20 protein-coding genes are annotated in these 24454 nt (G+C 38.7%); 8 read left to right on the top strand and 12 right to left on the bottom strand.

The annotated features are described in order from the left end of the window. Positions 1-109: 109 nt before the first annotated feature. Positions 110-523, top strand: coding sequence for an alternative ribosome rescue aminoacyl-tRNA hydrolase ArfB (gene arfB / locus H5159_RS16475; protein ID WP_002959105.1), 414 nt, complete (start codon positions 110-112; stop codon positions 521-523). 126 nt (positions 524-649) lie between these two features. Here the strand turns inward: arfB and eat are convergent, their stop codons facing one another. The 3 genes from eat to H5159_RS16490 are packed head-to-tail and all read right to left on the bottom strand — an operon-like array spanning position 650 to position 4403. After that, a complete protein-coding gene (gene eat, locus H5159_RS16480) occupies positions 650-2053 on the bottom strand; it encodes an ethanolamine permease (protein ID WP_182780670.1) in 1404 nt (467 codons plus the stop codon). A gap of 59 nt (positions 2054-2112) precedes the next feature. Beyond that, complete coding sequence (eutC, locus tag H5159_RS16485) at positions 2113-3000, bottom strand: ethanolamine ammonia-lyase subunit EutC (RefSeq protein ID WP_024594887.1); 888 nt, start codon at positions 2998-3000, stop codon at positions 2113-2115. Then, a complete protein-coding gene (locus H5159_RS16490; protein ID WP_182780671.1) occupies positions 2997-4403 on the bottom strand; it encodes an ethanolamine ammonia-lyase subunit EutB in 1407 nt (468 codons plus the stop codon). The genes eutC and H5159_RS16490 overlap by 4 nt, the downstream gene beginning before the upstream one ends. Before the next feature lie 220 nt (positions 4404-4623). Here H5159_RS16490 and H5159_RS16495 point away from each other — a divergent pair, with 220 nt between their 5' ends. After that, the gene (locus tag H5159_RS16495; protein ID WP_182780672.1) at positions 4624-5580 is read left to right on the top strand and encodes a helix-turn-helix domain-containing protein; all 957 of its coding nucleotides are present in this window, start codon (positions 4624-4626) and stop codon (positions 5578-5580) included. A gap of 453 nt (positions 5581-6033) precedes the next feature. Here H5159_RS16495 and arfA read toward each other — a convergent pair whose 3' ends face one another. The 3 genes from arfA to H5159_RS16510 form a co-directional block, all read right to left on the bottom strand. Then, on the bottom strand, positions 6034-6234 hold the full coding sequence (arfA, locus tag H5159_RS16500; RefSeq protein ID WP_007583517.1) for a ribosome alternative rescue factor ArfA: 201 nt from the start codon (positions 6232-6234) through the stop codon (positions 6034-6036). 205 nt (positions 6235-6439) lie between these two features. Next, positions 6440-8980 (bottom strand): TonB-dependent siderophore receptor, encoded by a 2541-nt coding sequence (locus H5159_RS16505; protein ID WP_182780673.1) that lies wholly within the window; start codon positions 8978-8980, stop codon positions 6440-6442. A gap of 254 nt (positions 8981-9234) precedes the next feature. Beyond that, positions 9235-10188 (bottom strand): sensor histidine kinase, encoded by a 954-nt coding sequence (locus tag H5159_RS16510; protein ID WP_182768631.1) that lies wholly within the window; start codon positions 10186-10188, stop codon positions 9235-9237. Between the two features lie 224 nt (positions 10189-10412). On the opposite strand from H5159_RS16510, the gene H5159_RS16515 reads away from it, so the two are divergent. Continuing rightward, on the top strand, positions 10413-11741 hold the full coding sequence (locus H5159_RS16515) for an HD domain-containing phosphohydrolase (RefSeq protein WP_154904182.1): 1329 nt from the start codon (positions 10413-10415) through the stop codon (positions 11739-11741). Positions 11742-11815: 74 nt separating this feature from the next. Then, positions 11816-12835, top strand: coding sequence for a ferrochelatase (gene hemH / locus H5159_RS16520; RefSeq protein ID WP_182780674.1), 1020 nt, complete (start codon positions 11816-11818; stop codon positions 12833-12835). A gap of 417 nt (positions 12836-13252) precedes the next feature. Here the strand turns inward: hemH and H5159_RS16525 are convergent, their stop codons facing one another. From H5159_RS16525 to H5159_RS16550, 6 genes are all read right to left on the bottom strand, one after another. After that, a complete protein-coding gene (locus tag H5159_RS16525) occupies positions 13253-13573 on the bottom strand; it encodes a hypothetical protein (protein WP_002962108.1) in 321 nt (106 codons plus the stop codon). A 9-nt stretch (positions 13574-13582) separates the two neighbouring features. Next, positions 13583-14326 carry a nuclear transport factor 2 family protein gene (locus H5159_RS16530; protein ID WP_182711936.1) on the bottom strand — a complete coding sequence of 248 codons (744 nt, stop codon included), beginning with the start codon at positions 14324-14326 and terminating at the stop codon, positions 13583-13585. A gap of 250 nt (positions 14327-14576) precedes the next feature. Next, positions 14577-15320, bottom strand: coding sequence for a ferredoxin--NADP reductase (locus H5159_RS16535; RefSeq protein WP_182720977.1), 744 nt, complete (start codon positions 15318-15320; stop codon positions 14577-14579). A 513-nt stretch (positions 15321-15833) separates the two neighbouring features. After that, positions 15834-17432, bottom strand: coding sequence for an ABC-F family ATPase (locus H5159_RS16540; RefSeq protein WP_076914907.1), 1599 nt, complete (start codon positions 17430-17432; stop codon positions 15834-15836). A gap of 291 nt (positions 17433-17723) precedes the next feature. Continuing rightward, on the bottom strand, positions 17724-18464 hold the full coding sequence (locus H5159_RS16545; RefSeq protein WP_182780675.1) for an ABC transporter substrate-binding protein: 741 nt from the start codon (positions 18462-18464) through the stop codon (positions 17724-17726). 7 nt (positions 18465-18471) lie between these two features. After that, positions 18472-19212, bottom strand: coding sequence for an ABC transporter substrate-binding protein (locus H5159_RS16550; protein ID WP_182736608.1), 741 nt, complete (start codon positions 19210-19212; stop codon positions 18472-18474). A 565-nt stretch (positions 19213-19777) separates the two neighbouring features. Between H5159_RS16550 and H5159_RS16555 the strand changes: the two genes are divergently transcribed. Genes H5159_RS16555 through H5159_RS16570 form a run of 4 tightly spaced genes read left to right on the top strand, consistent with a single transcriptional unit; the run spans position 19778 to position 24454 of the window. Then, positions 19778-21886 (top strand): DEAD/DEAH box helicase family protein, encoded by a 2109-nt coding sequence (locus tag H5159_RS16555; RefSeq protein WP_182780676.1) that lies wholly within the window; start codon positions 19778-19780, stop codon positions 21884-21886. Beyond that, positions 21883-22083 (top strand): hypothetical protein, encoded by a 201-nt coding sequence (locus tag H5159_RS16560; RefSeq protein WP_182780677.1) that lies wholly within the window; start codon positions 21883-21885, stop codon positions 22081-22083. Before H5159_RS16555 ends, H5159_RS16560 begins: the two co-directional genes overlap by 4 nt. Then, positions 22080-24062 carry an AAA family ATPase gene (locus H5159_RS16565; RefSeq protein WP_182780678.1) on the top strand — a complete coding sequence of 661 codons (1983 nt, stop codon included), beginning with the start codon at positions 22080-22082 and terminating at the stop codon, positions 24060-24062. The genes H5159_RS16560 and H5159_RS16565 overlap by 4 nt, the downstream gene beginning before the upstream one ends. Continuing rightward, the gene (locus tag H5159_RS16570; RefSeq protein ID WP_182780679.1) at positions 24062-24454 is read left to right on the top strand and encodes a hypothetical protein; all 393 of its coding nucleotides are present in this window, start codon (positions 24062-24064) and stop codon (positions 24452-24454) included. Before H5159_RS16565 ends, H5159_RS16570 begins: the two co-directional genes overlap by 1 nt.

The following is a 24454-nucleotide window of genomic DNA, read 5'->3' on the forward strand; positions in this document are numbered from 1 at the left end:
TTATAGTACAATTTATGAGAATTTATTTAAGTTCTAAGAATTTAGTTGATTCACCACAAGCTAATGTACTGATGATATAATGTATTTTTGACAAATAGAGCTGAACACAATGTTAACAATTTCAAATACTGTCACTATCGATGAATGGGAACTAGAGCTCACAGCTATTCGTTCTCAAGGTGCCGGTGGTCAAAATGTTAATAAAGTAGCAAGTGCAATTCATTTACGTTTTGACATTAACCGCTCTAAATTACCTGACTTCTACAAAGAACGCTTACTTGCCTTAAATGATACAAGAATTACCAAAGACGGCGTCTTAATAATTAAAGCGCAAAGCCACCGTACCCAGGAGCTAAATCGAGAAGATGCCCTTAAGCGTTTAAAGGATTTAATCCTTAGTGCTACGGTAGTTAATAAAGCGCGTCGAGCCACCAAGCCCAGCCGTAATTCACAGCGAAAGCGCATGGACAAAAAAACCAAGCATGGGCAAAACAAAGCGCTACGCGGCAGCATAAAGTTTTAGCTTTAAATGGTATTAATAAAGTAGATTAGGGGGCTTGATGTTTACATGCAGGCACTATTTTTACACCGTATTGCTTGTATAAAAATATAAGTGAGGGCTAGCCTCACTTATAATAACTATTAATATTTACTTAGCCATTTCTAAATCAGATTCTGCATCTGCCAACATTGCAAACTCTTCATCAGCGCTTTTAGCAACTAAGTGTTTTGAGCTGTAGCCAAAGTAATATACGGCGCCCACAATAAACAGCATCATAGTGTATAAAAATGCACGAGGGTCGAACGCATACACACCGGTTAATGCTATAAGCGAAAGCACTAAAGCAATACTTGACGTTACTACGCCCCCAGGGGTTTTATACGGGCGAGGTAAATCAGGTTGTTTAACGCGTAGCAAAATATGGCTCAGCGCCATTAATGCATACGATACAGTTGCACCTACTACAGCCATTGCAAGTATTAAATCACCCTCGCCACTAAGTGATACTAAAAAACCAAATACGGCAGGTACAATCAACGCACGTGCTGGCACTTTGTGATTAGTCGTAATCGACAACGAACGCGATAAATATCCGGCTCTAGATAAAGCAAACACTAAGCGACTATAACCATAAATAATAGAGAAAAACGAAGCAACTAAACCCGCAAGCCCTAATATATTTACTACAGTTGCTAAGGCCTCACTACCCGATGCATTTAATGCATCAACCAAAGGTACAGCACTTGCGCCCATTGCAGCAGCACCGCCAGCGCCAGGCACTGAAACAACAACTAAAAAAGCAGTAAATAACAAAAAGATCATTGCACCAATAATGCCTTTTGGCACATCTTTAGCGGGATCTTTTGCCTCTTCTGCAGCAAGCGGTACACCTTCAACCGCTAAAAATAACCACATGGCAAACGGTAATGCAGCCCAAACCCCGTACCAACCTAAAGGTAAAAACTCACTGGCTCCCACTGCATCGGTTACGGGGACGTCAAATAAGCGTGATGCATCAAAATTTGTAATTAAAACAAAAGCCGTTGCAATAATAGCTAATACTGCTAAACCACTTATTACCATCATTACTTTAAGTGCTTCTCCTACGCCTGCTAAATGAATTCCCACAAATAGTAAGTAAAATAATGCATATACCCATGGTCCATTAAATCCGGTAAGGGCTTCAACTGCAGAGCCTATAAAAATAACAATAGCAGCGGGTGCTAAGGCGTATTCAATTAATACCGCAAGCCCGGTTAAATAGCCTCCCGCAGGCCCCATAGCTTGGCGCGCAAAACTATAACCACCGCCTGCTGCAGGTATTGCAGCTGACATTTCAGCAAGCGACAATACCAGCGCTAAATACATAACTGCCATTAACACTGCAGCAATGGCAAAGCCACCCCAACCCGCTTCGGCAATACCAAAGTTCCAACCTGCAAAGTCACCCGATATTACATACGACACACCCAAACCTGCGAGTAATAACCACCCCGCAGTACCTCGTTTTAACTGTCTTTTAGCAAGGTACTCTGTATTATTAGTAGACATAACCCTTCTCCGTTGATGTTTAGTTTTTATTGTTTTATTTCATGTGTTTTTAATTAAAATTACTCAGCAATTAAAAAGTTAGTGGTTGAAACCTGATGCTCAATTACATCGTCTTGTGTACGGTCTTTTAAATTAACCCCAGTTAGTTTTAGTTTTTTAGCTTCACGTAATAAGTACAGCGCACGCCTAGCCGCTTCTGTATAAGGTAGGCCTGCTGGGCGAATATTCGATATGCAATTACGACATGCATCGTTAAGTCCTGTTTTAGGCTCCCATGTTAAATACAAGCCAAGGCTATCTGGCGAACTAAGTCCTGGGCGCTCTCCTATTAACACCATAACCACCTGCGCATTTAGCAACTCACCTATATCGTCGCCAATTGCTACTCGACCTTGTTCAACCAAAGTAATGGGGGCAATTTTAAATTGCTTGTCTGTTGTAAGGTGCGCTAATAGCTCTGTTATAAATGGGCATGCATTTTTTTGTACCGCTAACGAGGAGAGTCCATCAACCACTACAATCGCTAAATCGTATTTAGCCTGTGTAGTGTGCTTTTGTTTATTCATATAGCTGAGAAGTATTTGCCTACCATTTTCATCAAGCTTGCGGCCTAAATCGGGTCGCTGAAGGTAAGTAACCCTGTCAACAGCTTGGCTGTGTAAATGCAGGGGAGGGGCAACATCTTTTAATACGCTAATACTGCCTAGTTGCTCAGTCATTTCGTTAATATCAAGCGGAAAACTCACTGCATCGCGCGCTTGTGCATGAGATAGCTGAAAAGCCAGCATTTCTGAGGTTGGCAGACTTATACCCGCACGCCCAAGGCCAATACGGGCGTCGGTAAAACGGCGTAAATCACTCCAAGGATTGTGCACTACATTACCGTTATTTTTATGCTTGTTTACTGAGTCATCTAAAGGAGTGCTCTGTTTTAAACGTGATTTCATGAGCCACCTCCAGTAATTGCACCCAGAGGTTTAGCAAAAGCGGGAGGCAAGGTATCTGAAAGTGTAATATCGGAAGTGCTTTGCATTATTTTCATTTTGCTTAGCCATGCTTCAAACTCAGGGGCAGGTCTAGAGCCAAGTACACGGCGAACATATAATGCATCATGAAACGACGTAGTTTGGTAATTAAGCATAATGTCGTCAGAGCCAGGTATTCCCATTACAAACGAGCAACCTGCAACGCCTAATAGCGTTAGCAAGTTATCCATATCGTTTTGATCGGCCTCTGCATGATTGGTGTAACACACGTCGCACCCCATCGGTATACCTAGTAACTTAGCGCAAAAATGATCCTCAAGTCCTGCTCGAGTAATTTCCTTACCATCAAACAAATATTCAGGGCCAATAAACCCCACCACGGTATTTACCAGTAACGGGTTAAACTTACGAGCAACGGCATAAGCGCGAGCTTCACACGTTTGCTGATCAAGCCCATGATGCGCATTTGCTGAAAGCGAACTGCCTTGCCCAGTTTCAAAATACATTACATTATTGCCAATAGTGCCGCGCTTTAAACTCAAAGCCGCATCTTGCGCTTCAGCTAAGGTATTTAAATTAAAACCAAAACTTGAATTAGTAGCCTCTGTGCCACCAATCGACTGAAATACTAAATCAACCGGTGCGCCAGCTTCTATACATTCAATGGTGTTAGTAACATGGGTGAGCACGCAGCTTTGGGTTGGTATGGCGTACTTTTGAATAACATCATCCATTAACGTCATTAATTTAATGGCTTGGGCAACGTTATCGGTTGCAGGGTTTATACCTATTACTGCATCGCCATTACCGTATAGCAAACCATCAAGCATGCATGCAGCAATACCATTAATATCGTCAGTTGGGTGATTTGGTTGTAAACGTGTAGATAAACGCCCGGGGAGGCCAATCGTATTTCTAAAAGCACTCGTAACATGGCACTTTTTAGCAATTAATATGAGATCTTGATTGCGCATTATTTTGCTAACAGCAGCAGCCATTTCCGGCGTAATACCTTGCCTTATACTTGCAAGTACAGCAGGTGTTGCAAAGTCACTTAAAAGCCAATTACGAAAATCGCCTACGGTTAAATGTGCAATAGCCATAAAGGCATTTGCATCGTGCTCGTCAATAATTAAGCGTGTAATTTCGTCATCTTCGTAGGGAATAAGTACCTCATTTAAAAATGTTTTAAGAGGTACATCGGCCAATGTCATTTGTGCCACAGCACGTTCTTGTGCTGATTGTGCAATTACGCCCGCTAAGCGATCACCCGAACGCTGCGGTGTAGCTTTAGCCATTAACTGGGCTAAGTTCTTGAATTTATAAGTATGTGTACCTAAAGTGTAACTGTACGCTTGCCCCATGATTTACTCCACATAACTAATATGATCAACCTTGGTATAGGTTTTGCTGCATCTTTAGCTATAAATCAATATTGAATAGTTACAAGACAGCTTATTTTGTACCAAGTAACTATCGAATTTCGGCAAAAGATTATTTATTAATCCAATTCAATTGGTTACACACGCAAAGCGGTGTTAACTTAAGCATAATGAAAGTGTAACGAAAAAGAGCATCCCCGATATGGCGCAGCAAAGTAGCTTCAGCGCACCACTAAAGAGCAAGGTGCAAACACACGATATAGACGAGCAAGCGCATAGCCTTACTCAATGGCAGCAAAAATACGATCAAATGAGCGACGGCAGCTTTTATGGTTGTATTGAAGAAACGGATTACGCCAATATTCATGTGTTTAAAGAATACACTGAGCGAGCGCTTCGTCAGCAATGTAACATAGCCCCTAATTCGGTTTGGCTCGGCATTCCTTGTCAGTCACAGCAAAGTAAAATTAATGGTTTAAGTGTGGCAAGTAATCAATTTATGTGCCGTACAAGTGATAACGACTTTGAGCTGATAACCCCTGAGCAATTTAATATTTATGGTTTGGTAATCGATTGGAACTCAATTGAATATATGGCGCAGCTCCAAGGCGTAACATTGAAAAACATGGCATCTGCACAATCAGCTCGTTTATCGGTGAGCAACTCATCTTTGCAAACGGCAAGACAAATAATTAATAGCATGGTTGTAGGCAAGGGCTTTGGACTTAGAACCGAATCACAACAAGATATGCTAAACATGTTGGCACTACACTTATTACAAGCAGACAATACGCAGCAAAATATTGCGCCAAGTTATAAACACCGCAAAGCCGTAGTAGATAAAGTAAAAGATTACGTGGCCACAAATCCACAAAACCCAATAACCATAACCGAGCTGTGCGAGCTTTCCTTTGTAAGTAGGCGCACACTTCAGTATAGCTTTGAGAGTATTTTAGGAATTAACCCTTTGCGGTTTTTACGTTTAACACGCTTAAATAACGTAAGGCGGGAACTAAAAAAACCAAACCAAGATAAGCCCATTTCAGTAATAGCAGCCAATTGGGGATTTTGGCATGCGGGACAATTTGCTAAAGATTACACGCAACTATTTGGTGAAAACCCATCACAAACAGTTAAAAATAATAGTTTTAAAGGTTAAAAACTACACTTCTAACGTGAGCACGTTTCTTCTACAGACCATACTTTAACTTGAGTTAAACACCTGTGGACGCGCAGCTTGCTGGCGTTTAAAAGCACCGCTTTTACATTTAGTCGGATGCATTAGTAAACAAGTAATTAAATCACCACCGAGAAGTGAAGGAGAAAACAAGGAGTAGTGACTAACCATTACTCGTGTTTTCTTTGTGTAGCGCACAGCGCCTCGGTGGTGAAATATCATATAACTTAAAAAAATGGACTTTGTCTGCTCATTTACTCCTCTTTTTCTTCTCTTTGTGCATTCATATTTTAAGGGCTGTTATTCACAAAGAGGTTTAGAGGCGCTGCGCTTTTAGAGGGTAGCTTGGAAGTTAAAATAATAAAGAACTAAAAGTAAAAGCGAGGTATAAAACCTCGCTTATTATATTCAAAAGCCCTATTTGATCGGTGCTAATTAAGCCGCGATTAAATAGGACTCTTGTCCTGAATGTTTGTTGCTACGTTTAAACGAGCCTTTGCCTTTTTTAGCTTTAACCACTTGTGGTTTAAATAATTTAGAGGTGACCATTGCCGCTAGTGCATTGTGGTTTATAACGCCTCGCCCTGTGTCTACCGCGCTGGTATTTGCGGTTTTTGCTTTAGATTTTTTAGTCATATATTTCCTATCAACTAATGGTTATTTTAAGTTAAATAATAAAGAGGCTTTTATATTGGCCTATTTAAGAGATGGCGATTGTAGGCTTAATTTTCAACCGCGCAAGTATTTTTAACATCCATTTGGTAGTTTTTTAATAATAAAAAAGCATAAAAAAAGCGCAGTTAATAACTGCGCTTAATATTACTTTAGTTTGCTTGATAAATTAAAAACTAAAGCTTACTTTTGCGTAGTACGTTCTGCCGTCAAAGCCGTATGGCAATGCGCGTACTGGGTATTTAAATGCGCCGTTGGTGATAAAATTAAGTACTTCGTCATCACCTAATTCATCTGGTGTTTCGTCAAACACGTTATCGGCACCTACCGAAAGCGCAAACATGTCATTAATTTGGTAACTAACATTTAAATCAACTAACACAGCAGACTCAACCGTACTTGTTGGTTTAAATGACCCCGTAGGCGAAAGCTCACCTGGTAATGAAATATGGTCGTTACCAAAGTATTTTACGTCTGTTTCACCAAAGTAGTTAAAGCGAATGGTTGATGTGTAGGCATCGCGTTCGTAGTCAAACGTAAGCGTTGCACGTTCGCTCGGTTGTCCGTCGGTAAAAAAGCTACGTTGTAAATCATCAAAAGCAACCGCTTCAGGAATACCGTCTTCTGCATTTACGCTGTCAATTTTAGTATCGTTTAGGTTACCTGCAAAGGTTACTCCTAAATTACCGCCTTCAACTTCAGTGCGGTACGATGCAATAATATCAACACCTTGTGTAGTAGAATCAACCGAGTTTGAGAAGTAGTTAGCTTGCACTGCTCCCGTTGCTTGTAGCGCTGCAACCGCTTCTGAGCTAAACGATACATCGTCAACCGAAAGTAAGCTGCCAAGTGTAATACGGTCTTCAATTTCTACACGGTAAAAATCAACCGTTAACGAAAGCTCGCTTGTTACATCGTAAACAAAACCAGCACTGTAGTTTGTTGATGTTTCAAGCTCTAAGCTATCTACGCCTAACGCACTTGGGAAAGCGGTCCCGGTGTTTGCCGTGAACGACTGCGTTAATGTACCGTCTGAGCCTAAGTTAGTTGTAAAGGCTGTATAACCACTTTGTTGAAGTGATGGCGCTCTAAAACCAGTAGACAGTGCACCACGTACTGCAAAGTCATCTGAAAATTCATAACGTGTTGCTAATTTACCAATTAAATCATCCCCAGCATCTGAGAAATCTTCATAGCGTAGCGCACCACTTACGTTCCATGCGTCGGTGATCATAGTTTCTACGTCTACATAAACTGCGTAGCTGTTACGGTCGCTATCGTTAGCCGCTTCAGGGCGAAGGCCGTTATAAGCTTGAAAACCACACTGTGCAAATTGATCCGGATCGTTTACTGATGGGTACGAAGTATCCATATTTGCTAACCCACACGCGTATGATGCTTCATCGCCAGGCACTATTTCGTAGTTTTCTTTACGGTATTCGGCGCCTACTGTTACATATAAAGGCTCACTACGGCCAATATCTACAATACCGTTTACATCAAGGTTAACCGTTGTTTGATCGAATCTAAAACCACCTGAGTAACCGCCAGTAGGCCCTGAGTTTGCTGCAATGTCGGCATTGCTTGCATCTGGGTTATTAAATAAATACTCAGCCGCGTAAGAAGCATTTAATGTATTGCGTGATGTAAAATCGTATTGGTTTTCACCATAAACAGCCGATACATCGTAAGTCCAATCTGTGTTTATATCGCCTTTAAAACCAAGCGCTACTGAAATATCTTGTGCTTCGTTATATATGCGCGGTAAAAAACCATCACTATATACTTGGGTTACGTTTTTAGAGGCTTCGTTAAAATTACGGTAAAAACCATTACCCAGCGCCGTGCGCTCAGAGTAGCCACCAAACGAGTAAAGCTCGCCGTCGCCCATTGGTAATGCCATGTTGTAAAATAACGACGTAAATTCACTTTCTGAGTTACCTTGGCCCCAGCGTACATCTTCACTTAGCGTACCTGGTTCAACATTAAGCGAACCCCCCGTATCGCGCTCTGCACGGTTAGTGCCGTCGGCATCACGGTACTCAAGCGATAGGTTAATAAAGCCGCCTTCGTTACCTAATTCAAAACCACGGTTTAAACCTGCTGAAATAGTGTCGCCGTCACCTTCACTTGTGCCGCCGTATTGTACAAAACCCGTTGTAATACCGGTTGAGTTATTAAGAGATAAGTTAATAACACCTGCAATAGCATCAGAGCCATACTGCGCTGCAGCGCCGTCGCGTAATACTTCAACGCCTTTAAGTGCTGTTAGCGGAATGGCATTCATATCAGTACCCGCAGCGCCTGCGCCTACTGTACCGTTAAGGCCAAAAATTGATTGGTTATGACGACGTTTACCATTTACTAATACAAGGGTTTGATCTGGTTGTAAGCCACGAAGTGTTGCAGGTCTAAATAAATCAGAACCGTCTGAAACTTGTGTACGCGAAAAGTTAAATGAAGGCGCTGTCGCTTGAAGGCTTTGGCCTAATTCGGTAAAACCACCTTTAGTTAAATCATCCGCGTCAATTAAATCAATAGGAGAAGAAGACTCTGTAGAGGTACGGTTAGATACACGCGATCCTAATACAGATATTTGCTCTATGTTTTTAGCAGCTTGCACTGGTGCTTCTTCAGCGTTAACAATGCTTGGTGCGCTAAACGCGAAAGCAACGGCTACAGCAAGTGTGTTTAAACGGTATGTTGACATAGTGACGACCCTGTTTTTTGTATTCTTAATAATATGTGTGTGGTTATGATGCTCACAACCTGTTGCAAACATCCTAGCAACATATGCAAACAAAAAGAAATGAAAAAAACTAAATATTTGGTCTAAGTATGCAAATAAACTTCAAGATAAGAAAAAACCACATCAAATTGGTTAAAATACGCGCTAAGAAAGGATTAAACATCAAAAAATAGAGTGCTTAACACTTTATTTACAATGTGGTTTTGTTCGTTATTTTACACTTTTAAAGGTAATAGGCAGCGAATGGTCGTACCTGTGCCTAATGTACTGTTAACTTCTACTTTTCCACCGTGATCGCTCACCATAGCGTATACAAGTGTCATACCCATACCGGTGCCTTTTCCGACTTCTTTTGTTGTGTAAAAAGGGTCAAACATATGCGCTATTGTGTCTTCATTCATGCCACAACCGTTATCTTTTATTTCAATACAAATATTTGTGTTGAGTTCAAAAATATTGACTTCAATAATGCAGCCTTTTTCTAAATCTAACTCGCAAGCTTGCCAAGCATTCATTAAAAGATTTACAAAAATCTGATTAATTGACGATAAATTGCACCAAATGAGTGGTAGGGGTTCAAACCGCGTTTTTATTTCGCATAATTTAAGTTTGCTACTCAATAACCTTAAAGCATTATTAGCACCCGTTGTTACATCGGCTAATTGTTTATCTTGAGAAGAGGTGGGGTGGGCAAAGTTTAATAAGTCATGCACTATTTGTTTTATACGTTTAAGTCCTTCAACGCTGTCGTTAATTTGTCCCTGCAAATTGTTATAAATCCACGCGTACGGATACTGTAAATTGAGTATGTCGATTTCGTGTTTAAAACGGCTCTCTTTAATTTCGTTATTTAAATATTGTTCGTTAAGTTTTAGCAGCGCTACAAGTAAAGGGCTTGCGTTTTGTAGGCTCTCTACGTTACTCATTGCATAGGCAAGTGGGGTATTTATTTCGTGGGCAACGCCTGCGCTCAGTGTACCTAAGGTTGCCATTTTTTCTGTTTGCACAAACAGCATTTGTTGGTGTTCTAAGTCGGCTACTTTTTTTTGTAGTTCATTATTTATGGCAACTAAAACGCTACTTTTATCTTTGAGTAATTGCTCTGCAGCTAAGCGCAGCTTTTGTTCGTTTAAAAAAGCACGTTCAAAATTACCATCTGATCCATCCATTCCCTTCATCCATATACATAACTTTATACTTAACGTTTAGTCGTCTGTATGCAAATTTGCAACTTTAGTGCAGCCAAGGCCTAATATTATGCATAAGTAATTATCTACTTATTGCTAATAACTCCATTATGTAAATACCACTTAATATAAAAGGTAGGGACAAACACACCATAGAGTATTTTTTTAAGCTATTATTTAACCAGAAGTAATTTAAAGGCGACTCAATGACTCAAGTAACACCAAGCACACCAATAAATCAGGTTGATGTACTTTGCATTGATGATGATGAAATAGTACTACGCACGTTAACACGGCTACTTGAAGTAAATGGCCTGTCGGTTATTGTTTGCGATAACCCGCAAAACGCATTAACACTTTTTAAAAATCATGAATTTGGTTTAATTATTAGCGATATGCGTATGCCGGTAATGAACGGTGCCGAGTTTTTAGAAAAAGCGCGTGCGCTGGCACCCGACACCCAACGCATTTTATTAACCGGTTACGCCGACATACAAACCACCTTAGCGGCTGTTAATCAGGGCCAAATAAATGGTTATATTCAAAAGCCTTGGCAAAACGATTTATTACTTCGTAGCATTAGAGATAGCCTAGAAAAATTTGCACTAAAAAAACAAAATCAAAAATTAGAGGCACAAGTTAAAGCGCAAAACCAAGAGTTGCTAGAGCTTAATAATTCGCTTGAACAACGAGTAGAAAAACGCACCTTACAAATAAAACAGGTTTTAAAAAAGCTTGAAGACGCCAACGAGCGCGAAAAACAAGAGCATAAATCGACCGTAGAGCTGCTATATAATTTTGTTAACGCAAACCCTTACCTAGATGGCAACAAAGCACAAAATATTGCTAATACCTGCACACAAATAGCACTTTACTTAAACTTGTCGCAAAAAAGCATTGATCTTGCCCCTATGGCTGGTTACTTGGCGCAAATAGGCTTGCTTGCTATGGATCCTGATCTTTATAAAAAACCAGTTAACCGCTTAAACGAGCAACAACGCAAAACCTTTTATACTCACCCAAGTACTGCACAATTAATGTTAATGCCAGCAATACATTTACATGACTTGTCGGATGCTATTTATTATCAGTTTGAGCGCTTTAACGGAAACGGAATGCCCAAAGGCCTTGCCGGAAACGACATACCAATAGGCGCTATGGTGCTAGGTTTAGCGCGCGACTATTGGGACGCGTTTGAGCAGAGCAATGCAAGTGATGAAAAGCAGCGCCACGATGACGCACTCGAAAGTGTAAAACTTTATAGTGGATCGTTTTACCATCCTAAAATTGTACGTGCACTTGAAGCAAGCCATGCAAAACTACATGAACAAAAAAGTTCAGCAGGATCAGTGCTAATTTGTAACGCCCATGAACTCAAAGAGCAAATGGTACTGGGCCATGCTCTACACAGCCATACGGGCATAATGTTGCTGCCCAAAGGTCATGTATTTGGCAGTAAATCGATAGAAAAACTCCAACAGCTAGAATCGAAAAAACCAACCCCGTTTAGAATAATGGTGAAAACTGCTAAATGATTGATCTAAACCGCAGTTTTTTTCGTTACAATGTGCATAAAATAGATTATTGAATTTGCTTGAAGGAGCACTCTGTGTCGCGATTTTCTGCGGTTACTGACAACCCCCATGATGGGCGTTTTAACCAAAAAACGGGAATACTGCTAACTAACTTAGGCAGCCCTGATGCACCAACAGCGGCTGCGCTTCGTACATATTTACGCGAATTTTTATCAGATCCACGCATTGTAGAAATACCACGCTTGGTATGGATGATAATTTTACATGGCATTATTTTACGCGTACGCCCAAAACGTTCGGCTAAATTATACGAGAGTATATGGACCGAAAACGGCTCACCACTTACCCACATTACTCGCCAGCAAAGTGTAAAGTTAAATACTTTATTAAAAGAGCAAGGTTATACCAATACTGAAGTAGTAATGGCAATGCGTTATGGCAACCCTTCAATAGAGGCAGGCCTTGAAGAGCTTCGTGATAAAGGCTTAACGCGTATAATTATTTTACCAATGTATCCGCAATATTCTAGCCCAACTACGGGTTCTACGTTTGATGCTGTATCGAGCGTACTGCGTAAATGGCGCTGGGTGCCAGAGCTTCATTTTATTAATGGCTATCATAAAAACACCCGTTATATTGAGTCACTTGCTAATAGTATTAGTGAGGATTTAGAAGCGAATGGTATGCCACAAAAAATTGTTTTTTCGTATCACGGTATGCCTAAATTGTTTTTAGATCGCGGCGATCCGTACCATTGCCTATGTTTACAAACCACGCGTTTAGTTGTCGAAAAACTAGGCCTTGATAAAGACAAAGTAATTAGTACTTTTCAAAGTCGATTTGGTAAAGCAGAGTGGTTAAAGCCTTATACCGACGTAACTCTTGCAGCCTTACCTGATGAAGGTATTACCGATGTAGCTATTATAAGTCCTGCTTTTAGCGCCGACTGCCTAGAAACACTTGAAGAGCTAGAAGGTGAAAACCGTGAAATATTCGAAAACGCAGGCGGCGAAAAATACCGTTACATAGCGGCACTAAACGACAGAGACGACCACATAGAAGCTGTGTTTGATGTTATAAAACCTATGTTGTAACCCAAGCTTACTAAAGCTAAATATATTACGCATTAAGCGGTGTTAAAATTAACACCGTTTTTTTGTTTTTAATGCTTTTAAAATATTTAGTTAATTAATTCACAAAGAGGTTAAGAGGCGCTGCGCTTTTAGAGTAGTGATAAAACATAAAAATACTGGTTTTGGCTTTTCTCATTTCCCCCTCTTTTACTTCTCATTGTGCAAATAAAAGCTTTTAAAGAGCTAATTATTCACAAAGAGGTTAAGAGGCGCTGCGCTTTTAGAGTAGTGATACATATTGCCTGATCTGGTTTTTCTCAGTTATTACTGATTACCTTATCTTTGTGAAAGAAATTACTTATATTATTTAATAATAATTAAAATAAATAAAAATGTACGTTTGAGGGGAGGCAATACCTAAGCAACAGCAATTAAACGCTATCGCTTAAAGTATAAATCAATCGCTTTTGTGAGGAGCTCGTCGAGTTGTTCTTCAAATTCTTCAATATTAATATCAAAGTGCTTTAAGTAAGCCCGAGCCTGAGCAAGTGATAAATTACGGCTGTTAACGCTGTATTGTCGCTCGTCTATGGTTTTATCGTAACGTGGTAAAAATACAAATTGGCCATAAAAGGGGGATTTAATATGCTTGTTTGCAAAACGACAAAAATCTTCAATATGCTCAGCACCCTTAGGTCCAAGGCAACCTGGCTCAATGCGATACATTAAGCGAATTTTTTTGTCGTCATTTATTTGCATTTAAAGCCTTTATCTAAAAAACAGTACGCGTACTATTTTCCCATCTTTAATTTGATAACTCGAAATAAGTTCTGAGCGTTTATCAACTACGTTTTCGTCAGTTGAACAAGTTTCTGAAAGTTCGTGATCAATCACTATATCACCGTGCACTATGCGCTTAATTGGTGATGAGTGAATACACTTTAACTTTTTAAACATTAGCCCATAACGTTCTATTAGTTTTTCTTTACCTTTAAATAATAGCTCATTAGGGAAAATATAAAACTCAACATCTTCGGCATATACACGAAGAAACTCTTCAATGTTACGTGCGTTATATGCTTTAACTAGCTGCTCTACCACAGCAAGTGATTCGCGCGATTGTTTAGCTTTAGTTTGCTGCTTAACTGTAAGTGCTTCTTTTGCTTGCGTTACTGCTTTTTCAGCTTCGGCTACAGCCACTGCTTTTTCTATTTTATTTTTAGGCTTTTCAGCAGGTTTAATTTGCTCGTTACCTAATACTTTTGAATCGTCTGGTTTAGTCGCATCAATTGTTGGCTTTTTAAGCTCTGGCGCTTTGTATTCAAGCGTATTTACTTTGTCGTCAGTGTTGGTTTGAGTTACTGATTGCTCAATTTCAACTTTTGGCTTTTCAACGCTTGTTTGAGCTTCAACTTGCGGCTCTTTTTGCTCAGGCTCGCTTTGCTCTGCGGCATAAGTAATTAGCGCAACGGTAGTGACTAATGAGGCTAAAATAATAGATAACGGTTTCATAACTTTCCTAAAATGAACACTAAATACGTGTAATACCAATTACATTAAATAGGCGATCTATTATAGCGTTAAAAAATAGCGCAATAACAACGCGAAAATTGTGACATATAGTTGTTCTATATGAATAACCTTTAACGCAGTTAGTGAGTTATTTAATGCAATAGAATGATCATATTTTTGATAAAATTAGTATAAGGGTGCAACATAGCAAATTTTAACGTTATCGGGTAGTTAATACCACCACTGAAGCCTACCAGTACTGCTCTACCGTAATATTGCCGGGGTTTTTACGGCGGTTACGCGTAAAGTTTTTATCGAGAAGTAGCGCGGTTGTGTCTTTTACCATTTGTGGATTTCCGCAAATCATAAATTGTGCATTACTAGGCTCAGGGTTTAATTTTACATATTCAAACAAACGGTTGCTCTCAATTGCGTTAGTAATTCGCCCACTTAAGCCTTGTAATGGCTCCTCTCTACTTACAACCGGAATATAGTTAAGTTGTGCTGGGTACACTCTTAATAGCTCGTTAATAAGTGCCTGATAGCTTAAGTCGTTATTAAAACGTACGCCATGCACTAAATTTATAGTTTTGTATTTTTTCCATACATCGGGCTGTTGTAAAATTGATAAAAAAGGGCCTATGGCAGTACCAGTCCCTAACATCCAAAGCTGATCACTTTGTGGTATTTCATCAAGGGTAAAAAAGCCGGTTGCGTGTTGTTCTATTAATACGGTGTCGCCAGGTTGTAAGGTAGCTAAACGAGGAGAAAGCAAACCGTCAATTACGTTAATAAGATAAAACTCGAGATCGGGGTTTTCAGGGGCATTCACATATGAATAAGCCCGAGCAATACGTTTGTCGCCATCCATTATTGAAAGCTTTGTAAATTGACCAGCTTTAAACGGCTCTACGTTTGCATTAACGGTTAAGCTAAAGAGTGTTTCGCTCCAACACGTGACATTTTTTACTGTTGCTTCAACCCAATTAGACATAGTTACCTCTTGGTTTAGCTATTAAAGTTTTAAATAATTCACTCCATCAACATTAGCATTAAGTGACAAAGACTTACAGGATAATATGACTAGATTTAAAGCAGTGATGTGTGCAGTAATTACCAATAAAATAATGTGAATAATTAGCTCTGCGATAAGAGTCATTAATTGCATAAGAGAAAGCGATGCTGCAGTAACTAAGAAAAATTAAGTCAAAAAACAGTGTTTTTTATTTTATCACTTACTTTAAAAGCGCTGCGTCTTATATCACCATTAGTGAACTATTTACTTGAAAAACTATTGCACTAGGAGAAGCCAAAGAGGAGTAAATGAGAAGAGCCAAGCAAGAAAACGAGTATTTTATCACTGACTCTAAAAGCGTAGCGCCTCTTAACCTCTTAGTGAATTATTTATTTAAGCCTTTATTAATTAATTTTATAGTTAAACTCAAATTCCACACATAAAAAAACGGCGCTAAATTTAGCACCGTTTTTATAAGCAATCAGAAAGAGTTTACGCTTTTTTCTCTTCACAACTTGCTAGGTATTCGTCAAACGTACCTTGGAAGTCGATTACTTTTTTATCTTTAATATCAATGATACGTGTAGCTAATGATGAAACAAACTCACGGTCATGGCTTACAAAAATAAGCGTACCTTGGAAATCTTTTAACGCGTTATTAAGCGCTTCAATGGCTTCCATATCCATGTGGTTAGTTGGTTCGTCCATAACAAGCACGTTAACGTCTTGCATCATTAACTTACCAAATAACAGGCGGTTTTTTTCACCACCAGAACAGTTACGCGCTTTTTTGTTTGAATCGTCTGCTGTAAACAACAAGCGGCCTAACATGCCACGAACCATTAAATCGTTGTGCTTAGCTGTACGCCATTGCGACATCCAATCAAACAACGTTAAATCGTTATCAAAATCTTTAGTGCTGTCTTGCGGGCAATAACCAAAGCTCGCATTTTCAGACCATTTAATTTCGCCTTCGTTACTTTTAAGCTCGTCTACTAAACAGCGTAAAAATGTAGTTTTACCCACACCATTTTCGCCAATTACAGCAAGCTTAGCGCCAGCTTCAAGTAAAAAGTCGCCGCCGCTAAATAACGTTTCGCCATCAAAACCATGGCCAAGCTTATTAACTTCAAGCGCCTGACGATACATTTTTTTACCTTCGTCAAACGAAAGCGATGGGCTCATACGGCTTGAAGATTTAACTTCATCAAGCTTAATTTTATCCATTTTTTTAGCGCGCGAACTTGCTTGTTTAGCTTTAGAAGCGTTAGCACCAAAACGGTTAACAAAGTCTTGTAGCTCGTCAATTTCAGCGCTCTTTTTAGCATTTTCAGCTAAAAGTTGCTCGCGTTGTAAGCCCGCAGCTTCTAAAAATTTCTCATAGTTACCAGGGTAAATACGCAGCTCACCGTAATCAATATCGGCCATGTGTGTACATACCGAGTTTAAAAAGTGACGGTCATGCGAAATAATAATCATCGTACATTTACGTTTGTTAAGCTCGTTAGCAAGCCACGTAATTGTATGAATATCCAAGTTATTGGTAGGCTCATCAAGTAGCAAAATGTCAGGGTTTGCAAATAATGCTTGTGCTAAAAGCACACGTAGTTTCCAACCTGGGGCAACGTTTGCCATTAAACCGTAATGGAATTCTTTATCGATACCCGCTTCAAGCAAAATTTCTTCAGCGCGGCTTTCTGCCGTGTAACCGTCCATTTCAGCAAATACACTTTCAAGATCGGCAACTTTCATACCGTCTTCTTCGCTCATTTCTGGTAACGAGTAAATACGTTCGCGTTCTTGCTTTACTTTCCAAAGCTCCACGTCGCCCATAATTACCGCGTCTACAACGCTGTATTGCTCAAAAGCAAACTGGTCTTGGCTTAGGTTACCTACTTTTAACCCTGGAGTAATAGATACATTACCCGCACTTGGAACAAGCGCACCGCTTAAAATTTTCATGAAAGTCGACTTGCCGCAGCCGTTAGCGCCAATTAAACCGTAACGGTTACCGTTACCAAATTTAGCTGAAATGTTTTCAAACAACGGCTCTGCGCCAAACTGCATCGTAATATTTGCGGTGGAGATCAAAAAAGGTAATCCTAGATTAGTACTGACAGGAGTACGCTGCAGCAAAACGCCACAAACAAGAACCAGACAATAGGGTAAATTAGCTGGCGAATTATACAGATCAGCCACAACGAATGAAAGATAAAAGGCAGCTAATTTATAACCAAGTAAAAATAACGGCAATTCTCGGTTTTAGGTCACTATTTTTAACGTATGTAGTGTTGAATGTACTTACAGCCACAATGTAAATAATTACTAATGCCAAGCAATATTAAAGAGGGGGCGCCAAATAGCTAAGTTATTAGCTATGTTTTAATGCATAGGTTGGTAAATTGACTTTATAGCCGCCTCGTTTTTGGTAATTAACTGATTAACAGTCGCCACGTCATCAAGAGTTAGCGACTCTTTACTTAGCATAAAATGTACGTTGTTAATGTTAATCGGTGTAATAGACTTTACCTGCGTAATAGACGGGTGTTTTTTTACAAAGTACTGTGCAACAGCAGAGTCTTCAATAACATAGTCAATTCGTTTTTTATCTAACATACTAAATCGATTATTTGCTTGAGCAGTGAGCACCACCTGTGTTGGATACTTAGTTTTTAACTGTTCAAGCTCGTTACCAAAAAAGCTCCCTCGGTTAATACCCGCTGTAAACTTTTTACTAAAAAGCTCAGCTAAGCTTGTTACATCAGGCGAATCTTTATGTTTATAAAGCCGCATAACCTCGTCGCGGTAAGGCAAGCTAAAATGCGCATATTGAGCGCGTTGCTCTGTATAACTTGCCGCGTAGGTTATATCTACCCGACCATTTTTAAGCTCAGCTTGAACACGCGAAAAACTAGGGAAATAAGTCCATTTAATACAAAATTTTGAATCTTTAAAAATAGCCCTAACAGCATCCACTTCTGTGCCTAAAAATGTATCACCTTGTTTTACAAGATAAGGCGGCCAATTAGTTTCGTTAGTGCCCATTACCAATGTTTTTGAACACGCAAGGGCATTAAAGTGAGTAAATAGCAGTGTAGTAAATGTTAAAAATAAAGTTTTCATTACACTCCTAGTATTTAAACAGCGCATTAAGTGCTGTTTTGTTTTTGTTTATATGCTCATTAATTACTGCAAGCTCAGTAACCGATACCGTTTTTTTGCTAAACATTAAATAAATATCGTCTTTATTTACATACTCAATGTTGGTTACTAATTTTATATTTGAGCCTTTTTGGCCAAAATAAGCCCCCACTAACTCGTCTTCAATAGCAAAATCAATACGTTGTTTATTAAGCATTTCAAAGCGTTTACTGGTTGCACTGGTGTATTCAATCTGCTTTTTATATTTAGTTTTATATTGCTCAAACTCCTCGCCGTAATAGCTTCCAAAGTTAGCGCCAACAATAAAGCCTTGTTTAAAAATGTCTTCGAGGTTTTTAACGCTATGCTGATTATTTTTGTTTTCGTATAAGCGCATAACCTCAGTTCGGTAGTTATCACTAAAGTGCACATATTTAGCGCGCTCATCGGTATAACTTGCAGCCCATCCTAAATCAATACGGCCGTATTTAAGCTCAATAAAAGCCCGCTTAGAATTTGGCAGTAACTTAACTTCAAAACAAAAAGGGGAGTCAGCAAATATAATGTTAAGCGCATCAACCTCCAAGCCTTGCAGCTTACCGTTAATGCCCATTACATAAGGCGGCCAAAAAGCATCGTGCGATGCCACGCTAAAGGTTCTTTCACAAGCAAATACATTAAATGGAGCCGTAAACAGCAAACATAAAAATACAGTAATTAATTTATTCATTGCGCCTCATAGTTATTATTTTTGCTTATTATTACAACAGTATAAACCAGCTTTTGTATTTTAGCGGCGCGGGCTTGTGTAAAGATGTAAAAACCATCCGTAATTATGAGAATGCCCAGTATGCAGGTGTTTATAGAAGGGCGTTTGTATTGTATGCGCGTTTACTGCTCAAGTGAGGTTGCCGAAGTTTTAAATTATGTTTTTAAATATATCAAGAGCTTGTAGCTAGCATTTGAAAATTAAAGCAAAAGTTACACAACAGTAATAGTAGATAAGTATTTAATAATAATGGCGTAGTTTTTATTGGCTATATCACTAATAAGCCTATATTTTTTAAAAGCAATCATGTAGATTGTTTCTAAATGAATACTAACTTAACGAAAGTTGGTTATAAACTGATAAACCAAGGACCGGTATTATTGAGCCGTTCCTTATGGAAATACTATTATGCGGTTGAAAGAAGCCCTTAGCGTTTTATCAAACATACCTCTTTATACCATAGAGGTACAATATCAAAATACACTTCATAGAATGTATATAAGCATAGTGCGAGCCATTAATAGAAATGCTTAACTCATTAAATTTAAGTGAAGAATACAGAACAGGTGAGGCTAATTTAGTAACTGACTTTTATCTTCCATGCCTTAATCAAAGTGATCTTTATCAACGCTCAGTTGGCTACTTTAGCTCTACAGTATTTCTTCTTATTGGTCCTGAGCTAATAAATTTTGCTCGTAGAGGTGGGAAAATTCAGCTGGTTTGCTCTCCATCTTTATCAGCCGCAGATATTGATGCGTTAGAGCAAGGTTATGGGAGTAACCTTCAAAAAGCTAACCAAGAAATTATTCACACAGTTGATACTTTGTTAAGCGATCCTAGAATAATTAAAAACACAGAGGCTCTAGCCACACTTATCAAATTGAATATTATGCAGGTAAAAATAGCATTCAGAAAAAATTCAACAGGTATTTACCATGAAAAGCTTGGAATATTAACAAATAATACTTCCTCAGTTTCTTTTAAAGGCTCGGTAAATGAAACATGGAGTGGCTGGCATGAGCGTGGTAATTACGAATCACTAGATGTTTTCTGCAGTTGGAAGGATGGAAGAGATGAGCGCCAAGTTGAGCGACACAAACAGTACTTTGAAAAACTATGGTCCAATAAGGTTGATGAATTAGAAGTTATTGATTTCCCTTTAGTTGCAAAGAATAAGCTTGAGGCAAAAGCTTATGATTCGTTAGTTAAAATTGATGCAGAAGAACTTACTGATTACTTTTCGTTAGGCAATGAGTATGAAAAGAAGAAAGCATCAGCTTCAATACAAAAAAGAAAGCCACTACCTCATCAAGTAGCTGCATTAGAGGCATGGAAAGCGCAAAATTGCCAAGGTATTTTTGAACATGCCACTGGTAGCGGTAAAACTTTTACTGCACTAACTGCTTTAAAGGAGCACTTAATAAATGGTGGGGTTGCAGTTGTTCTTGTTCCCGACCGTCTCTTACATAAACAGTGGGCTGAAGAAATAAAACAAGAGTTGCCTGAAGCTATAATTTTAAAAGCAGGTGATGGCCATAACCGTTGGCGAAAAAATCGAAGGCTCTATCATTTTACTCAACCAGGTGAAGGGCTTGGGCAAAGGCTTGTTTTGGCAACTATGCCAACAGCAAGATTAAATGATTTCATCAACGGCCTTGCTGATGGAAATCACCTTATGGTGGTTGCAGATGAAGTTCATGAAATTGGTAGTATCGAAAACTCTAAAGCGCTATCTATTAGAGCAGGTAAAAAGCTTGGTCTTAGCGCAACACCAACGAGGTATGGTGATTCATTTGGGACACAAAAAATAATTGATTATTTTGGGTCTATAGTTCAACCGCCCTTTACCTTAATAGATGCAATCAAAAGTGGCAGGCTTGTTGAGTATGAGTATTTGCCTGAAGCGATAAGGTTTACAGTTGAAGAGTCTGAGGCTTGGGAAACTGCAACTAAAGAAATTTCCAGAGAGTTTGCTCGCTCAAAAAGAGATGACACAGGTAAGCCAGTTCCATCTACAAAATTGCAGAATATGCTAATTCAAAGAGCTCGTATAGCAAAGAAAGCAAAAGCAAAAGTGCCTTATGCAATTAAAACAATTATTGAAAATTATAAAGATGGTGAAAGTTGGCTTGTTTACTGTGAAGACCAGTACCAGTTAAAAGAGGTAATGGAAGCACTTACTCGTGAAGGTTACTCACCTTGTGAATACCATACAAATATGGAAGGTGATCCTGCAGCATCATTAGACTGGTTCAAACAATTTGGAGGGATAATGATATCTATTCGCTGTTTAGATCAAGGCGTGGATATCCCAAAAATTTCTCATGCAATTATTCTCGCATCATCACAAAACCCCAGACAATTTATCCAGAGAAGGGGGAGGGTATTACGTACTTGCCCCGGTAAATATCAAGCAGTTATTTTTGACGCTGTAATGGTTCCTGTTTGCTTAGAAAGTGAGCCTGGGCAATTATCGTTGTTAAAGAGTGAGCTTCAAAGAAGTATTCAGTTTTCAAAAACAGCCATTAATAAATCTGGTTCAAACAAATTAATCAATATTGCTATTGAGTTAGGTATTGATCCTGAAGAGGTCGGATTATTAGACTCTGATGGTATTGAGGAAGGAACATTATGACACTTAAAAGCGACCCACTTACAGTCCTATTAAAACTAAATTCAAAGTTAAATCTAGCATTAGATGAACAGCTAATTAAAGATTGTTATCAAGTACAAAAAGATCATCAATACGATAAAGATCGAAATACTCTAGACAAAGTTAAAGCAATAGTTGAAGAGACCGTAGTTGAAAAACAAGGAAACAAGTTGATATGAAACTTCAAGAAATCGTAATTCAAAACTTTATGCCATATAAAGGGGAGCAGAAAATTGAATTTCCACAGCATGATACTCAAAATGTGATGTTACTTTTTGGGGATAACATGCGCGGTAAAACAAGCTTTTTGAACTCAATACGTTGGGGTTTCTATGGGTTAGCTTTGGGTCGACACATGCGACTAATTCCACGGCTTAATTTGATTAATAGTATTGCTGCATCAGAAGATGACTGGAGTATGACGATTAAGCTTAAATTTAGTCATGAGGGAAAGCAATATGAGCTTCGAAGGCAGCTGAACAAAAAAGAGCATGTTTCCATACCAAGAAACGATGGTGATTTTGAAGAGTCAATAGGATTAAAAATTGATAACCAAGTTATAAATGGTGACTCAATAATTAATGAAATTAACCAAGTAACACCTGAAGAAATATCACGTTTTTTCTTGTTTGATGGTGAGCTACTTCAAGAGTATGAAAACCTGCTTGTTGAACAGAGTGAGCAAGGCGATAAAATCAAAGAGCACATAGAGCAAGCTTTGGGTGTACCAGCCTTAGTTAATGGCAGAAATGAATTTTCGAAATTATTAACAGATGCAAGAAGAATGCAAACCAGAGATGCTAAAAACTCTTCAGATGCCAAAACCTACGCAGAGCAGCAAAGAGTGAATGAGGCTAAGCAAGTAACTTTAGAAAAAGATATACAAGATCTTGAAATACAACAGCGTGATGTACAAAAGCAAATAGATGATATTGAAGAAGAGCTTAAAAATACTGAAGCTGTGCAAAGAAAAAAATATGAGTTAGATGCATTAAAAGCACAACTCAAAAAGGTTGAAGAGCAACTCGCATATGATGCGGATGAACAAAGAAAGTTATTCAAGGATGCTTGGAAGGATGTTTTATTTAAAGGAGTTGAGCCATTAGTAGCTAGCTTACAATCAAAGCGAAACTCTTTAATGACAGCGGCAAATAATAAAGCTGTATTAGATTCTAAAATATCAGAATTGCAAAAAAGCTTAGCGAACCCGGTTTGCCCTACTTGTACTCAAACTATTCCACAACAAGAACTTGATGGTATAAAAACTAAGATAGAAGAACTAAAAGCTGAAGCCGAGTTGTCCTTGGTAAATCTTGATGATGTTACTGACATAAATCTTCAAATAGATAAATTAACTAAAGTTAAGTCGCATAATGAATGCAGCCGAATTTGCGAATTAGTTACTAAAAGAAGAAAAGCTCAAGTATCTGTAATAAAAATTGAAACTCAGATTGACGATATCCAAGAAGAGATTATGGGTTTTGATACTGAACAGATCATGCGACAAAGAGAAAAAAAAGACAGGCTTGGTAACCAATTATTTAAGCTTGAAAGTGATATAAAAGAGACAAAAATACAACTTAATAAGTTGTCAGAAAAGCAAGCTCACATATCTGCATTAATATCAAAAAGTTCAGGAAGTGAAGGGCAATCAAGTACTATTCGTGTCAATCTATACCAGAACTTAGAGATCGTATTTAAAGCAGGTATCAACGAGTTAAGAGATGCTTTAAGAGGACAAGTTGAGACATTTGCTTCAAATGCATTCAGTCAGCTTACTACAGAAAAGACCTATGCTGGATTAGAAATAAATAATAATTATGGTTTATCGATTCTTGATCATACCGGTAATGTACTAAAAGAGCGCAGTGCAGGTGCGGAGCAAATTGTTGCTTTATCTTTAATTGATGGCCTAAATAAAACAGCTAGAAAAAGCGGTCCAATTGTTATGGATACACCTCTGGGTCGTTTAGATCCTAACCACAGAAGTAATGTACTTAAATACTTACCTAAAATGGCAGAGCAAGTTGTATTACTTGTACATGAGGGCGAAATCGATCCAAGTCGCGATTTATCCAACTTTGCTGAGCGTATTGGAGCACGCTATCAAATCCAAAGAATTTCGGCTACAGAGTCACGCATAGTAAGGAGTAACTAATGAATGAGCCTAATCGTATAGGATTAACACCATTAACAGCACAACAATTAGATGAATTGTTAATGGAATTAAATCCGAGTGAAGATGCCAAAAATGAATCATATAAATTAATTAAGTTTGATATATATAGGCTCGCTGTTGCTTTAGGCATAAAAGAGAGCAAACTTCCTAAGCCACTGGAAGATAAAAGCAACTCAGTATTTAGGGTAAGTGAATTAGACCCGGATAAAACATTATTTACAGTGGTCGAATGCTTAGGTATGCACTCAAAAGAGGTGTCAATATACAGCTATATCGAGCAACTAGCTGAGCAAGGTATAAAAGAGTTTTATCAGCAATTCCAGTCAACCGGTGAGCTACCTTACGCTGAGTATTTTTCGGATAGGGCTTAA

The sequence above is a fragment of the Pseudoalteromonas sp. SG43-1 genome (genome assembly GCF_014164415.1).
Classification (GTDB): Bacteria; Pseudomonadota; Gammaproteobacteria; order Enterobacterales; family Alteromonadaceae; genus Pseudoalteromonas; species Pseudoalteromonas distincta.

Coding starts and splice junctions, on each gene's coding strand:
- arfB (WP_002959105.1), top strand. CDS start 110: ATGTTAACAATTTCAAATACTGTCACTATCGATGAATGGGAACTAGAG.
- eat (WP_182780670.1), bottom strand. CDS start 2,053: ATGTCTACTAATAATACAGAGTACCTTGCTAAAAGACAGTTAAAACGA.
- eutC (WP_024594887.1), bottom strand. CDS start 3,000: ATGAAATCACGTTTAAAACAGAGCACTCCTTTAGATGACTCAGTAAAC.
- H5159_RS16490 (WP_182780671.1), bottom strand. CDS start 4,403: ATGGGGCAAGCGTACAGTTACACTTTAGGTACACATACTTATAAATTC.
- H5159_RS16495 (WP_182780672.1), top strand. CDS start 4,624: ATGGCGCAGCAAAGTAGCTTCAGCGCACCACTAAAGAGCAAGGTGCAA.
- arfA (WP_007583517.1), bottom strand. CDS start 6,234: ATGACTAAAAAATCTAAAGCAAAAACCGCAAATACCAGCGCGGTAGAC.
- H5159_RS16505 (WP_182780673.1), bottom strand. CDS start 8,980: ATGTCAACATACCGTTTAAACACACTTGCTGTAGCCGTTGCTTTCGCG.
- H5159_RS16510 (WP_182768631.1), bottom strand. CDS start 10,188: ATGGATGGATCAGATGGTAATTTTGAACGTGCTTTTTTAAACGAACAA.
- H5159_RS16515 (WP_154904182.1), top strand. CDS start 10,413: ATGACTCAAGTAACACCAAGCACACCAATAAATCAGGTTGATGTACTT.
- H5159_RS16525 (WP_002962108.1), bottom strand. CDS start 13,573: ATGCAAATAAATGACGACAAAAAAATTCGCTTAATGTATCGCATTGAG.
- H5159_RS16530 (WP_182711936.1), bottom strand. CDS start 14,326: ATGAAACCGTTATCTATTATTTTAGCCTCATTAGTCACTACCGTTGCG.
- H5159_RS16535 (WP_182720977.1), bottom strand. CDS start 15,320: ATGTCTAATTGGGTTGAAGCAACAGTAAAAAATGTCACGTGTTGGAGC.
- H5159_RS16545 (WP_182780675.1), bottom strand. CDS start 18,464: ATGAAAACTTTATTTTTAACATTTACTACACTGCTATTTACTCACTTT.
- H5159_RS16550 (WP_182736608.1), bottom strand. CDS start 19,212: ATGAATAAATTAATTACTGTATTTTTATGTTTGCTGTTTACGGCTCCA.
- H5159_RS16555 (WP_182780676.1), top strand. CDS start 19,778: ATGCTTAACTCATTAAATTTAAGTGAAGAATACAGAACAGGTGAGGCT.
- H5159_RS16560 (WP_182780677.1), top strand. CDS start 21,883: ATGACACTTAAAAGCGACCCACTTACAGTCCTATTAAAACTAAATTCA.
- H5159_RS16565 (WP_182780678.1), top strand. CDS start 22,080: ATGAAACTTCAAGAAATCGTAATTCAAAACTTTATGCCATATAAAGGG.
- H5159_RS16570 (WP_182780679.1), top strand. CDS start 24,062: ATGAATGAGCCTAATCGTATAGGATTAACACCATTAACAGCACAACAA.